The organism is Sorangium sp. So ce302, assembly GCF_051530145.1.
Classification (GTDB): Bacteria; Myxococcota_A; Polyangia; order Polyangiales; family Polyangiaceae; genus Sorangium; species Sorangium cellulosum_B.
The window spans coordinates 13,168,786-13,181,463 of the sequence record NZ_CP150326.1 but is presented as its reverse complement, the minus strand read 5'-3'; the positions used below and the strand labels follow the sequence as shown (position 1 = coordinate 13,181,463).

Genomic DNA, 12,678 nt, shown 5'->3' with positions numbered 1-12,678 from the left:
GCCGCGCTGCGCCCCCGACCCCGGGCCAGGCGGCGAAGCGCCCGGCCGGTCGAGGCGCCGGACCGTACCAGAGCCGCTCGGACGTAGGCCCAAAGATTTGCTATGAAGCCCAGGGCCCGTATGGCCGAACCCCAGCCCGATTCCGGCAAGATTCTCTATCCTGCAGTCGCGTTGCTCATCGCCCTGAGCGCGCTGTTTGGTCTTGTGATCCTGCCGCGCCTTGCGCCGGGGGCCTCGGGCATGGTCGGCGCGGAGGCCCCCGACGTGACGCTGCCGGTCGCCGCCAACGGCGAGCCCGGCGCGCGCATGCAGATCGCCGAGCTGAAGGGCCAGGCGGTGATCCTGGACTTCTGGGCGACGTGGTGCGGGCCCTGCGCGGTCCAGGCGCCGATCCTCGACCGGATCGCGCGCCGCTACGAGAAGAAGGGGCTCGTGGTGCTCGGCGTCAACGTGGACGACCCGCCCCAGGTGGCCAGCCAGTACGCGCGCAAGAAGGGCCTCTCGTATCCCATCCTGATCGACGACGCGAAGGAGGCCTCGGCCCACTACGGGGTGGACAAGCTGCCGAGCCTCGTGGTGATCGACCGGCAGGGGAAGGTCGCGGCCTACCTGACGGGCGTCGTCGACGAGGCGAGCCTCTCCGAGATCATCGAGGCGGCCCTCTGATCTCGCTCGACGTGCCCCGCTCGCTCCACGTGCCTCTCTGGCTCGACGTGCCCCGCTCGCTCCACGTGCCTCTCTAGCTCGACGTGCCTCCTCCCTCCCGTCCCTTGCACCTCGTGCTGGCGGCGCTCGCCGCCGGCGCGCCCGCCTGCTCCCGCGGCGACGCCGATCGCGGCCGCGACGCCGGCGCGCCGCCTCCGGCCAGCGCCTCCGCGCAACCTTCAGGCCCGGCGGCCTCCGCCCCGGAGGCGCCGGCCCCTCGGGCCTCTGGCGAGCCCGGCGCGCCCGACGCGGCCGGCGGCGACGCCGGCGCGCCCGGGGCGGTCGGGGATCCGATGGCGACCCACTACGAGGCGCGCGAGGATCTGGTGCGGCTCTTCTCGCTGAAGGAGTTCTCGGAGCGAGAGCGGAAGTTCAAGAACCCCGAGCTCTTCCTGGAGAAGAACTTCGGCGGCGGCTCGCCTGCCCGGCTCAACCAGGGCAACAAGGAGCTCGCGCGGCACACGCGCTCGAAGGAGCAGTGCCTGGAGGGCCTCCGGGGCGTCGTCCTCCAGACGGAGGAGCAGCGCGCCCGCTGCGGCGGCCACGAGAACATGGTGCCCGTGTACAGGCGCGGGAAGCCGGCGTCGGCCGAGTTCTGCATCGACATCTTCGAGTTCCCCAACAAGCCGTGCGAGCTGCCGATGGTCTGGGCGAGCCCGACACAGGCGGCGACCGTGTGCAGCCTGCAGGGCAAGCGCCTCTGCACCGAGGACGAGTGGAGCCTCGCGTGCCGCGGCGATCCAGAGGGCGGCAAGCCGAGGACGTACGCCTACGGCGACGAGCTCGATCTCGCCGCCTGCCACACACAGACGCCGCACCGCGAGATCGACGGCAGGCCGTGCGACGGCGACACCGCGCGCTCTGCCTACCAGACCTGCGCGACCGACACCGAGCCTGCGGGGTCCTTCCCCGCGTGCCGCTCGCGGTTCGGGGTGTTCGATCAGCACGGCAACGTGGCCGAGATCATGACCCGCCGCGACCGCGACGACGGCAAGCTGTACAGCCAGCTCAAGGGGAGCGCCTGGTTCTACGTCGAGGTCGCCCGCGAGCACGACGCCCCGAGGCCGAAGGGCCGCGAGACCTACCCCGATCACTGCGCCTACAGCCCGCGCTGGCACGTCGAGCCGATGGAGGACGCGTGGCACGCGAACTACCACCTCGGGCTGAGGTGCTGCAAGACGATCCGCTGACGCGCCCCGCCCGGCGCGCGCGGCTGGCTCGCGCCCGCGCGCCGCCGCCGCGATCTTCCACCAGGCCATGGTGGAGCTCACCCGCGGGGTCGCGCCCGGCATCGTCGGGGCCGTCGATCTCCGCGGCGCGCGGCAGAGTGTCCGTGCCGTCATCTGCCCGACGCCTTGCCGGCGCAGTGCGGGACCGCCCGCCGCGCGAAGGGTTACACGACCTGCAGGGTCGGCTTTCCTCGCTTGCGCACGGCTTCCGGGACCTGCCCGAACTGCTCACCATCCAGGTGAAGCCACGAAAGCTTCGGTAGAGTCCATATCTCTTTGGGCAGAACCGAAAAGGGGTTGTCGACAACCCAGAGCTCGACGAGCTCCTTCATCTGCCCCACTTCCCGTGGCAAGAGCTTCAGCTGATTGCCGCTCAGCTCCAGCTTGCGCAGCCTCGGGAGGGCAAAGAGCTCCATCGGCAGTCGCTCAAGCTTGTTGAAGCCGATATCGAGCTCCTCGAGCGCGATGAGCGCGGAGATCGAGGCCGGAACGTCCTTGATGGCGTTGTCGCTCGCGTTCAAGCTACGCAGGCTGGTCAGGCCGCACAGCTCCGAGGGGAACCACTTCAGCTGATTCCGGCTCAGATCCAGCTTCGCGAGCTGGCCGAGCCCCGCGAGCGACGGCGTTAGCTGTCTCAACGCGTTGCGGGACAGGTCGAGCTCCTCTAGCGTGGTGACGGTCCCGATCTCCTCGGGCAGATCGTCTAGGCCCAGCGCGCGAAGATTGAGCGTTTTGCTCCCCTGATCCGCGGCGGCGGAGATCCGCTTGAGCGCGTCATTCGCGGCGCCCTCCCGATCCAGGGGACCGCCCGAGGATGATGCGCTTCTCGCAGCCCTCTTCATTTTTTCCTCTCGTTCTTCTGTTGCTGACGCAGCTTTTCATAGGTGGCATCTGACTTACTGCTGAATGCGACACCATAATATCCCTGTGTCGTCGCGGCCTTCGGGTTGGCAGCAGCACCCAAGTTATGGTCGTATCCTGTAGCGACCTCCTTGCCCGCCATCCCCTTCCCCTTGACCTTGCACGAGCCGTTCTTGTTGCCCTTGTAGGTGACCTTGTTCTGCACACCCTCCGGCTGCTCCCACATGTACTCCACCGTCGAGTTCGCGTCGGCCGCCGCACGCATCAGCGCCGCATGACAGGTGGGGCACGGCGGGAACTTGCCTTCGAGCTTGTACTTGCGCTGCCGGCGCGGTAGCTCCCGCGCTTGCTGCGTCTTTCCGAACGCAAGCAATTCCTGGGCGAACTTCTGCTCGCCACATCCGTTGTTGCGCGGATTGAGGCCTGCGGGGGGAGCGTTCAGCCCTGGCGATGTCACGCCGCCGGACGGGAATCCGCCCGGGTTGCCCGTGAAGTTCTGGAACGCCGCCGGCGCACCCGTCAGCTGGGCGATGACCAGCCCCAGAGGGTCAGGCCAGCCGATCGGATTGGGGCCGTAGGCGAACAGGTTGAGCCCACCGAAGTAGCCGATGGGGTCAGGGCTGATGTACCTGCCAATCTCAGGGTCGTAGTAGCGATAGCGATTGTAGTGAAGACCGGTCTCGGCATCATCGTACTGGCCGGGATAACGAAATTGCGTCGTCTCCTTAGAGCCGGGAGCAGGTTGCGACTTCCCGAAGACTGAGCGCTCGAGCCGCCCCAGCAGCTGACCGGTCGCATCGATCAGATCCGTCGGCGCGCCGATGACGTCCTCTACATAGTAGACCCACGCGCCGCCTACGGTGTCGCGGTGCCCGAGCGGCATCGGGTCATCGGAGTCCTCGAACAGGTATGTGCGCACAGACTCCGGCACCCCGGAATCACTGATCTTCACCTCGTGAATCAATGACATGAGGTCCCAGACATAGTGATATCGGGCAGTGACGCGCCCATATCGTAGCGTGCGCTTGGCGACGCGACGCGCGAACGCGTCGTACAGGAACTCCACACGCAGTCCGTCGGGACCATCGACGCTCTCCAGAAGACCATATGCGTTCCAGATGTAGCGCCATGTCTCCAGCGTCGGCGACGCCGGGCTTCGCACGGTCTTCTTGATGAGGTAGCCCCGCGCGTCGTAGGTGTACTGGGTGTTCCCGCGCGTCGTGAGGACGTTGCCCTGCGCGTAGCTGCGCTCGAGACCGCGGGCGCCGATTTCGTTGTAATTAGAGCACGGATCGACGTGGAACGTTTCCCGCGTCCCATCGGCACGCTGCCTGCAAACGAGTCGCTTTCTGGTGTCGTACTCGAACACGTCGGACAGGCCGGCCGCGGTGGACATGCTACGGAGCTCGTCAACGGCGGTGTACTCGTAGCGGTAATCGACCGTATCTGCGCGACCGTTCCCGATCCACTCCGGCTCATCGCTTCGTTGACCGTCCCGCAGCCTCTCGACGTGGCGGCGCCGCAGGCGGTTGGCGGCGTCTCGTGCGTCGAGGATGGCTCCGCCGCCGGCGAGATCGATGCGCTGAACGGAGCCGAGCGGGCTTCGCGTGATAGACAGGATGCGACCGTCGCGGTCCTCCAGCGCTGCGACGCGTCCGTTCGCGTCTCGCTTCACGCGCAACTCGTGGCCGAGCGACGTCCGAAGCGCCAAACGATCTCCGGCTTCGTTGCGCCAGCTCTGAACGACGTAGGTCGTTCCTTCCACGGTGATGGATTCCTTGGTAATCCGGCCCGCCGCATCACGCTCGAACGTGAGCTCGACCTCCGCGGAGGACGCGAACATCAGCTCGCCGCGCGCGTCATACTCGAAGCGCCGCGCGGAGTTGTCGTGTGCGATGTGCTCCAGGATCTGCCCCGCCGGACTGAGCTTCAGCTCATGCTGACCGTCGCCTTCGTCGTATCCCGTGACGCGCCCGAGCAGATCGCGTTGGTAGCGGACGCTCGCGCCATGAAACTGGCGCTCCGAGGAGAGGTTCCCGTCTGCCAGGTACGAGCGCTCGGATTTCTCGCCTCGCTCGTTCAAATGGTACAGCAGCCATCCCTCGCGGTTGTAGAACGCGCGCAGCTCGGAGCCATCGGGATGCACGACGCGCGTGAGCCAATTCAACCCGCCGTATTCATACGTCGTCGTGCTGCCGTTCGGCTCGGTGGTCGAGACCAGGTTGCCCATCCCGTCATAGCGACAACTTGTGGTTCGGCCGAGCTGATCCACGATGTGCGTCATCCGCCCCGATCGGGTGTAGCGGAGATGTATTTCGTGACCGAGCGGATTCACGATCCGAAGCAGGCGTCCCCAGTAGTCGTACATGAACTGGTAACGCGCCCCGTTCGGGAACGTACGAGCGGTGCAGTTACCGTGATAGTCGTACTCGAACAGATGCCGCCCACCGCGTTCGTCGATGACCTCACGCGCGACACCTCGTTCAATATGATTGAACTGAATCAACCCATTTGCCTGATCGCGCATGACGACGACTTCGCCGAAGCGGTCGCGGTGAATCGTCGTGCTGCCGCCGGCGGGGTCGACGATCTCGAGCTCTCGGCCTAGCGTGTCGCGCCGGACGTGGAGGACCTGGGCGTCGGGATTCGTTTCCATAGCAATCCCATCCATCTCATCGTATTTCCAAGTCCACGTCGCCCCTGTCGGATCGGTGAGCGACGTCATGCGTTCTCGCTCGTCGAAGGTACGCGCCGTAACTCCGCCTCGAGCGCTCACGGCTTTGCCGATTTCATCGGCAGGCCCACGAAAGAAGCGCTGCAGCCGCACAGAGTCGACGACCTCGGTGTAGTCGCCATCATATGTAAACCGGCAATGATAGACGCCTTTCGCCGGGTGCCCGTCACGTAGGACAGACGGCGCTTCGGAAGCCAGCGCGGCATCGGCATGTCCCGGATAGTTTCCCCAGGTCTCGATGCAGCTACCCTCGTCGTCGTAGACGAAGTGAAAGACGATCCCGCTCGGATATTCGAGGCGCTGTAGGCGATGATGTTCGTCGTACCCGTAGCGGGTCGAGTAATCATCGGCGTCGATGGCCTCGATCAGGTCGCCATGAGCATTGTACTCGAAGCGGGCGAAGGTGAGCGAGTCCCCGTTCGGGTCTGGCACGACGATCGAGCGGACTCGACCCTCTTGGGTACTGTGGAAGACGATGGTGCGCCCTGCGGAGTCCATAACGCGTGCCAGGCGCCCGGCCTCATAGCTCAGACGCAGCCAGCCACGGGCTCGATAACTCACCGCAACCAGCCTGTATACGCCGGATGTCGGCTCTGTCTTGGCGAAGTGATGGATGAACTCGTTGCCGGGCCGTACCGCATAGCCCATCTCAGTGCGTAGAATCCCCCAAGGCCCGACAGACGCCTGCTCGCCGGTGCCGTCCAGCGCCGGAAGGGTCTCCACGCCGCCGTCGCCTGACCGCAGAACGAGTCCGCGTCGGGTCTCTTCGAGCGTCCAGGCCAAGCTGTGTCTCCAGCCGAATCCCAGTCCTACGTCCTCGTCGCGTTGAGCAGAGGAATATGCGCGGGTGATCTCGAGGTTGAAGAACCCCGGCAAGAAGAGGTCCGTCTCAGGGCTTGTGAAGACCTCTCCCGAAATGACGTCTACGGGATCTCCTCTGGAGATACTTCGGCTGCAGTTGGTACATCCGCCGTTCGCGCCGGGACTGCATCCTTTTGCGTTCTTGCCACCACCGCTGTCGTCTCCCTTGCCATTCTTGCCGCCTGCGCCTCGCTTCCCGCCACGCCCTCCCCCACCTTTTCCGCGTCCTCCGCCGCCTCCACCGCCTCCACCAGCGATGAAGACGCCCGGGTTCATGCCGGGAATTGCGGGGATATTGGGTACGGGTGCGGTGCGTGCCATCGCTGTGTTTCCGGGATATCCGTTGAACGCGGATCGTCGCACTCATGCTAATCAGGCCAGCGCGGCGGCGCGACAACAAAACAACGAATGCGTTCTCTGGGGGACGGACGCCGCAGCCAGCGCGCCGAATGTCAGCGTGGCGGCCTGGACGTTGCCATGACTGACGCGGTCCCGCCTCCGACGAACGGGATGCGTGACCGGCGAACGACGGGGGCTCTCTCGCCCCGGCGCCACCCCGTCAAGCGCCCCGGGGCCGACAGGGAAGACGACAGCGCGAACGCGCGGCAACCAGCGGCGAACCTGGGCCGGGCGGCGCTGGCAAGGAAAAATCTTTGCAATACCCCGGCGTCGGGCTCTTCCACCAGGCCTTGGTGGAGCTCCCCGCGGGGTCGCGCCCGGCATCGTCGGGACCGAGGCGAGGGACGGTGCGGCTCCCCTGCTCGTGATGGAGGCGCCCGCCCCGCCGCCCCTGCCCAGCACGGGAACGCCGCCCTTGACTGGGCCCTCACGTTCAGCGACATCAACATGCTCGTGGACACGGAGGGACGCGAGCGCACGGAGGCCGATTACCGCGCGCTGCTCGAGGCAGCAGCGCTCGGCGTGACGTGCGTGCGCGAGACGCCGAGCATCTTCCGGGTATTCGAGACGGTCCGGGCCTGAGCCCCCTCGCGACGGCGACCCGTCCCGTTGCCGAGGCGCACCGCCATGATCTCCGCCGAAAACTTCCAGAGACTCGCGCTGTCGCTGCCCGAGGCCGAGGAGCACGATGCCACCTCGGGCTGAGGTGCTGCAAGACGATCCGCTGACGGGTGCCGCCCCGCGCGCGGCTGGCTCGCGCGCGCATCCGCGGGTACCCTTCCCCCGCGATGCAAGCGCTGGCGCCTCGCGCGCGGATCTCCCGCGGCAACTCCGGTGAGGGCCGCTGGGAGATCGCGACGCGACCCCCGGCGCCGCGCCTCCGCCCCTACATCCGCGACTACAGCGGCTACACCGAGGAGACGCCCGGGCCGCTGCGGCGGCGAGAGCTCCCGGCGCCGCAGGTCGTCGTGATCATCGAGTTCGGACCGCCGCTGCGCGTGTTCGACGCGGGGAGCGATCGCCGTCATTCCTCGCACCCCGGCGGCTTCGTCGCGGGCCTCGACGCCACCTTCACGATCACCGAGCACGACGGGTTCCAGCGCGGGCTCCAGGTGAACCTCACCCCCATCGGGGCGCGGCTCTTCTTCGGCGTGCCCATGGACGAGCTGACCGGGCGCGTGATCTCGGCGCGCGATCTGCTGCCCAGGAAGCACGCCCGGCTGGCGGAGCGCCTCGAGGAGCTCCCGACCTGGGACGCGCGCTTCGACCTGATCGAGCGGGCGCTCGGCGAGCGCGTGGACGAGGCGCGGCTCGAGGTCGGCGTGGTCTCGTGGGCGTTCCGCCGGATCGAGGAGCGCGGGGGCGCTGTCGACATGCGCGCCCTCGCGCGCGAGCTCGGCTACAGCCAGAAGCACGTGATCAGCCTGTTCCGCGAGCACGTCGGCGTCCCGCCCAAGCTCCTCGCGCGGCTCGTGCGCTTCGACCGGCTGGTGCGGCACCTCAAGACGGGCGCCACGGGGACCTGGGCGGAGCTCGCCCAGCGGTTCGGCTACTACGACCAGGCGCACCTCGCGCGGGACGTGAAGCAGTTCAGCGGGACGACCCCGACCCGGACGCGCGCAGCGCTGATCGACGTCGCCGGCATGAGCCCGTAACGGGCGAGCGCTCTTCGGGCTTCGGGCGTCGGGCGCGCCGGGTGGAACGTGGGACTCCCTGTACGCGGCGAGGGCGGCGCTCGCGTGGAAAAGCTGCGCGCGCCGTTTGCGGAGGAAAGGAATCTTCTCATCGAACGTAGACCGGTCTGAGCAGCGCAGTCGCCCGGAAGGCGCCCGCGCCCAGCGCTTCCAGGCGCTGTGGCGTCGCCTGGAGGGCCGCGCGGGCGTGCTCAAGGTGAACGTTCTGGTTCGTTCAAGGAGATCTCGACATGACACGGATGAAGCTTCTCGGGTTTCTGATGGCTGGTCTCGCGCTCGTGGCTTGCGGCGATGATGAGGGTGATGGTGATGGCGGTAGCGGGAGCGACATCGAAGGCAAACAGCTCGACGCGCTGACGGCCGAGGAGGCCGACGGCCTGTGCGACGACCTCCGCGGGCAGGCCGAGACGGTCTCGAAGGAGGACGCGTGCGAGGCCGAGGGGGTGCTCGCCTCGTTGTTCGGAATGGACTGCGAGACCACCAAGCAGGAATGCATCAGCGCTCCGGAGGAGCCCGAGGAGACGGGCGAGATCGACTCGTGCGGAGCGTCCGAGTTCACCGGCTGCACCGCCACGGTCGCTGAGGTCAGGGCCTGCTTGGACGCCATGGTAGGCACCATCAAGGCGCTGACGTGCGAATCGACGCTCACTGACCTCGCGCAGAAGCCCGCTGCGTGCGCCGCGATCGAAGAGAAGTGCCCGGCGTTCTTCGAGTCAGAGGACGAGGAAGACGAGAGCGAGGGCGAACACTCCTGAGCGCGGCGCCCGCCCCGCCGCGCGGCTCGGTCTCGCTGGCAGGAGCCCGCGGCGGGGTAAAATCTTCACAAGACCGCCGGTGTTAATGGCCACCCCGATCCGCAGATTTCTGCCCCTCACATCGTGACGCCTGGGGGCGGGCGCGGGCGGCCGGGAAGTTCGCCCCTGCGAGGCGCGGCGGTAGAGATCACGCCCAAGCGGCGCGCCGGAAAGAAGAAGGCCCTGGGTAGCGACCAGGGCCTTCCGGGGATCGGCGACAGACCGATGTTCGGCCTGTCTCGCACGACCCAGCCGCCAAGGGCAACTTCCCGGCGCGCTGGCCCGGGGACTCGTGCAAGACAGCTTCCGGCTCGCCCGCTGTGGGTGCTGCGCCGAGATGTTCTTCGTCTGCGGCCGATGTGATCGAGGGCAGGTCTACTGCGGCAGCGGCTGCCGCGCCGCGGCTCGCCAGCGGGCTCTGCGCGCGGCTCGGCTGCGTCACCAGCGCTCCGCTGAGGGGCGGCTCGATCACCGGGATCACCAGCGTGCCTACCGCGTCCGACGGGGCCGGCGCGTGATGGATACGGGTTCCGACAACTTGCCCGCATCCGCCAGCGTGTGCCCGCGGACCGGCGCGCCGACGTCGACAGACGACGTGGCCGCCGCCGGCCCGCGGGAGTCAAGGAATGGACGAACTCGTGATGACGATCTCCGCGACAGCGCGGGAGACGCGGGTGCTGCTGACGCAGGGGCCCGACGAGGTGATGAAGGCCCGGCTGCGGTCGGTGGCCACACCGGCGCATCGGTTCGCCGGGCCGATGCTGTGCGAATCGATGGCGCTCTGGCACGACCAGAGGGTCCGTGCTGTCGTTTCTGCGGAGTCCGAGGACATCTTGTTCGCGCTGGGTTTGTGCGACGGCCTCGGCGTCGCGCGCGCGACGCTGCACTACATCGTCGAGCCTCTCTTCATGGACGCCCCGCCCCGCCGCGGGCAACGCCTGCCGGGACTCGGTAACTTCCGTGGCGAGCATCGCCTTCGCAGGAGCCTCGGTCGATGACGATCGACCAGGCCAAGGAGGCGGAGGTTCGCCGCCTACACTTCGCCGAGCACTGGAAGGTCGGCACCATCGCGACGCAGCTCGGTCTGCACCACGACACCGTCGAGCGCGTGCTCGGCCTCGGCAAGGGGGCGCGCTCGCGGCCCGTCGTTCGCGACGCGGATGCCGCGGTGAGCGAGGTGCCTTTGCCGCTGCGCGGCTACGAGGCCTTCGTGATCGAGACGCTGACACAGTATCCCCGGCTCCGCGCCACGCGCCTGTACGACATGCTGGTCGAGCGCGGCTACGAGGGCAGTATGCGCACGGTGCGACGGCATGTCCGGCTCGTGCGCCCGGCGCCCAAGAGCGAGGCGTTCCTCCGCGTCGAGCCGCTCATCGCCGAGCAGGCCCAGATCGACTGGGCCTACGTCGGCAAGCTGCGCGTCGCGGGCGGCACGCGCCAGCTCTGGGCCTTCGTCATGGTCCTGTCGTACTCGCGCGCGATCTGGGGCGAGCTCGTGCTCGACCTGTCCGCGAGCTCGCTCCGCCGCTCGCTCGTGCGCGCGTGCCGCTACTTCGGCGGCGCTACGAGACAATGGCTGTTCGACAACCCCAAGACCGTCGTCCTCGAGCGCCACGGCGACGCCGTGCGCTTCCACCCGGACCTGCTCGCGGTCGCCGGTCAGCTCCGCGTCGCGCCGCGGCTCTGCGCCGTGCGGAAACCGCAGCACAAGGGCAAGGTCGAGCGGGCGATTCGCTTCCTGCGCGACCGCTTCTTCGCCGCGCGCACGATGCGTGATCTCGATCGCGGCAACGCCGAGCTGCTCGTCTTCCTCGACGAGATTGCCAACGTGCGCTCGCACCCCCGATGGCCTGAGCGGCGCATCGACCAGGTGCTCGCGGAGGAGAGGACGAGGCTGCTCGCGTTGCCCGACCCGCTGCCGGAGACGGATCTCGTCCAGCCCGTGCCCGTCGACAAGACCGCCTTCGTCCACTTCGACGGAAACCGCTACTCGGCGCCGTCGCTCCACCACGGCAAGACGCTGACGCTCGTGGCCAGTGACACGACCGTGCAGCTGTTGGACGGCGGCACCGAGGTTGCGCGGCACGTGCGCTGCTGGGGACGACGCCAGGTCATCGAGGCGCCCGAGCACCGTGCCGAGCTGCTCGACCACAAGCGCGCCGCGCGCGAGGCCAAGGGGCGCGAGCGGCTCGGTGCCGCGATCCCCGGCTTCGAGATCCTGCAAGAGCGCTGGGTGGAGGCCGGTCGCAACGTCGGCTTCATGACCGCCAAGGCCCTGCGCCTTCTGGACCTGTACGGCGTCGAGATCCTCGGCGCTGCGGCGCGCGAGGCCATCGCCCGCGGCACCCACGATCCCGGTGCCCTCGCCGTGCTCTGCGAGGAGCGTCGCCGCGCCGCCGAGGGCCCTGTCCCCATCGACATCGATCTCGGAGCCCACGTCCCCGATCGCGACGTGATTCCCCACGACCTGGAGTCCTACGATGCCCAACGATGACGTCGCAGATCTGATTCACTCCCTCGGCGTACGCGTGTCGCGCGAGGCGCTGCTCGCGCTCATCGCGCATGCGACCACGGCGCGCTTGTCGCCGGTGCAGACGTTCGAGGAGCTCGCCGCCATCGCCCGCCGCGAGCGCGCCGAGCGCAACCTCGCCGCGCGCGCCAAGGCGGCGACCCTCGGCACCTTCAAGCCCCTCGAGCGCTTCGACTGGAACCACCCGCGCACGATCCAGCGTGAGCTCGTCGAGGAGCTGATGACCCTCGACTTCGTCGCCAAGGGGCACAACGTCCTGCTCCGAGGTCCGAGCGGCGTCGGCAAGACCATGCTCGCCCAAAACCTCGGCATGGTCGCCCTCCAGCGCGGCTACACCGTGCGCTTTACGACGCTGTCGGCCGCGCTCGCGGATCTGCTCAAGCAGGAGTCGCTGCCGGCCCTCGAGCGACGGCTGCGAAAGTACACTGCCCCGTCGCTGCTGATCCTGGACGAAATCGGCTACCTGCCGTGCAGCCGTCAGTCCGCCGATCTGCTCTACAACCTCATCAGCCGCAGGCACGAGAGCCGATCGCTCGTGCTGACGACGAACCTGCCATTCAAGCAGTGGAGCACGGTCTTTCCGGGCGCGGCGTGCGTCTCGGCGCTGATCGACCGCTTCGTCCAGCACTGCCACATCCTCGACATCGATGCTGACTCGTGGCGGCAGAAGGAGTCGTTGGCCATGAGCGAGGCGCGCTCCAAGCCGACGGCGGACGCCGCCGCGCCGCCTGCCCCGGCGGCAGCGAAGAGGCGCTGACCCGGGCGACGCCGGGTGCGATTTCCGCGGCGCCCGGGGGTCAGATTTCCGCGGGCGCCACGGTCACTTTTCTGCGGACGTGAGGGTCACGATTTCGCGGATCCTCGTGGCCAG

Annotated in this window: 11 protein-coding genes; 9 read left to right on the top strand and 2 right to left on the bottom strand. The window is 68.0% G+C overall.

The features are described 5' to 3' along the window. The first annotated feature begins 120 nt into the window (after positions 1-120). On the top strand, positions 121-666 hold the full coding sequence (locus WME73_RS49970; protein WP_437914183.1) for a TlpA family protein disulfide reductase: 546 nt from the start codon (positions 121-123) through the stop codon (positions 664-666). Between the two features lie 113 nt (positions 667-779). Then, positions 780-1,895 carry an SUMF1/EgtB/PvdO family nonheme iron enzyme gene (locus WME73_RS49965; protein WP_437917521.1) on the top strand — a complete coding sequence of 372 codons (1,116 nt, stop codon included), beginning with the start codon at positions 780-782 and terminating at the stop codon, positions 1,893-1,895. A gap of 203 nt (positions 1,896-2,098) precedes the next feature. Here the strand turns inward: WME73_RS49965 and WME73_RS49960 are convergent, their stop codons facing one another. Then, entirely contained in the window at positions 2,099-2,776 is a 678-nt protein-coding gene (locus WME73_RS49960) for a leucine-rich repeat domain-containing protein (RefSeq protein WP_437914182.1), read from the bottom strand. Next, positions 2,773-6,666, bottom strand: a complete 3,894-nt coding sequence (locus WME73_RS49955) for an RHS repeat-associated core domain-containing protein (RefSeq protein WP_437917520.1) — start codon at positions 6,664-6,666, stop codon at positions 2,773-2,775. The genes WME73_RS49960 and WME73_RS49955 overlap by 4 nt, the downstream gene beginning before the upstream one ends. On the opposite strand from WME73_RS49955, the gene WME73_RS49950 reads away from it, so the two are divergent. The 7 genes from WME73_RS49950 (at position 6,647) to istB (ending at position 12,564) form a co-directional block, all read left to right on the top strand. Continuing rightward, the gene (locus WME73_RS49950; RefSeq protein WP_437917537.1) at positions 6,647-6,871 is read left to right on the top strand and encodes a hypothetical protein; all 225 of its coding nucleotides are present in this window, start codon (positions 6,647-6,649) and stop codon (positions 6,869-6,871) included. The two genes, WME73_RS49955 and WME73_RS49950, sit on opposite strands and share 20 nt — an antisense overlap. Before the next feature lie 365 nt (positions 6,872-7,236). Beyond that, positions 7,237-7,371: a hypothetical protein gene (locus WME73_RS49945; protein WP_437914181.1), complete on the top strand. Its 135-nt coding sequence runs from the start codon at positions 7,237-7,239 to the stop codon at positions 7,369-7,371. A 206-nt stretch (positions 7,372-7,577) separates the two neighbouring features. Next, a complete protein-coding gene (locus WME73_RS49940; protein WP_437743329.1) occupies positions 7,578-8,444 on the top strand; it encodes a helix-turn-helix domain-containing protein in 867 nt (288 codons plus the stop codon). Between the two features lie 269 nt (positions 8,445-8,713). Continuing rightward, positions 8,714-9,238 carry a hypothetical protein gene (locus WME73_RS49935; protein ID WP_437743328.1) on the top strand — a complete coding sequence of 175 codons (525 nt, stop codon included), beginning with the start codon at positions 8,714-8,716 and terminating at the stop codon, positions 9,236-9,238. 665 nt (positions 9,239-9,903) lie between these two features. After that, entirely contained in the window at positions 9,904-10,275 is a 372-nt protein-coding gene (locus tag WME73_RS49930; protein WP_437741866.1) for a hypothetical protein, read from the top strand. Next, positions 10,272-11,771, top strand: coding sequence for an IS21 family transposase (istA, locus tag WME73_RS49925; protein WP_437741865.1), 1,500 nt, complete (start codon positions 10,272-10,274; stop codon positions 11,769-11,771). Before WME73_RS49930 ends, istA begins: the two co-directional genes overlap by 4 nt. Continuing rightward, entirely contained in the window at positions 11,758-12,564 is an 807-nt protein-coding gene (gene istB / locus WME73_RS49920) for an IS21-like element helper ATPase IstB (protein WP_437914180.1), read from the top strand. The genes istA and istB overlap by 14 nt, the downstream gene beginning before the upstream one ends. Positions 12,565-12,678: the final 114 nt, after the last annotated feature.

Excerpts from the sequence above, each read along its gene's own strand:
- WME73_RS49940 (WP_437743329.1), top strand. The coding sequence starts at position 7,578 with ATGCAAGCGCTGGCGCCTCGCGCGCGGATCTCCCGCGGCAACTCCGGT.
- WME73_RS49945 (WP_437914181.1), top strand. The coding sequence starts at position 7,237 with ATGCTCGTGGACACGGAGGGACGCGAGCGCACGGAGGCCGATTACCGC.
- WME73_RS49950 (WP_437917537.1), top strand. The coding sequence starts at position 6,647 with ATGAAGACGCCCGGGTTCATGCCGGGAATTGCGGGGATATTGGGTACG.
- istB (WP_437914180.1), top strand. The coding sequence starts at position 11,758 with ATGCCCAACGATGACGTCGCAGATCTGATTCACTCCCTCGGCGTACGC.
- WME73_RS49955 (WP_437917520.1), bottom strand. The coding sequence starts at position 6,666 with ATGAACCCGGGCGTCTTCATCGCTGGTGGAGGCGGTGGAGGCGGCGGA.
- WME73_RS49935 (WP_437743328.1), top strand. The coding sequence starts at position 8,714 with ATGACACGGATGAAGCTTCTCGGGTTTCTGATGGCTGGTCTCGCGCTC.
- WME73_RS49970 (WP_437914183.1), top strand. The coding sequence starts at position 121 with ATGGCCGAACCCCAGCCCGATTCCGGCAAGATTCTCTATCCTGCAGTC.
- WME73_RS49930 (WP_437741866.1), top strand. The coding sequence starts at position 9,904 with ATGGACGAACTCGTGATGACGATCTCCGCGACAGCGCGGGAGACGCGG.
- WME73_RS49960 (WP_437914182.1), bottom strand. The coding sequence starts at position 2,776 with ATGAAGAGGGCTGCGAGAAGCGCATCATCCTCGGGCGGTCCCCTGGAT.
- istA (WP_437741865.1), top strand. The coding sequence starts at position 10,272 with ATGACGATCGACCAGGCCAAGGAGGCGGAGGTTCGCCGCCTACACTTC.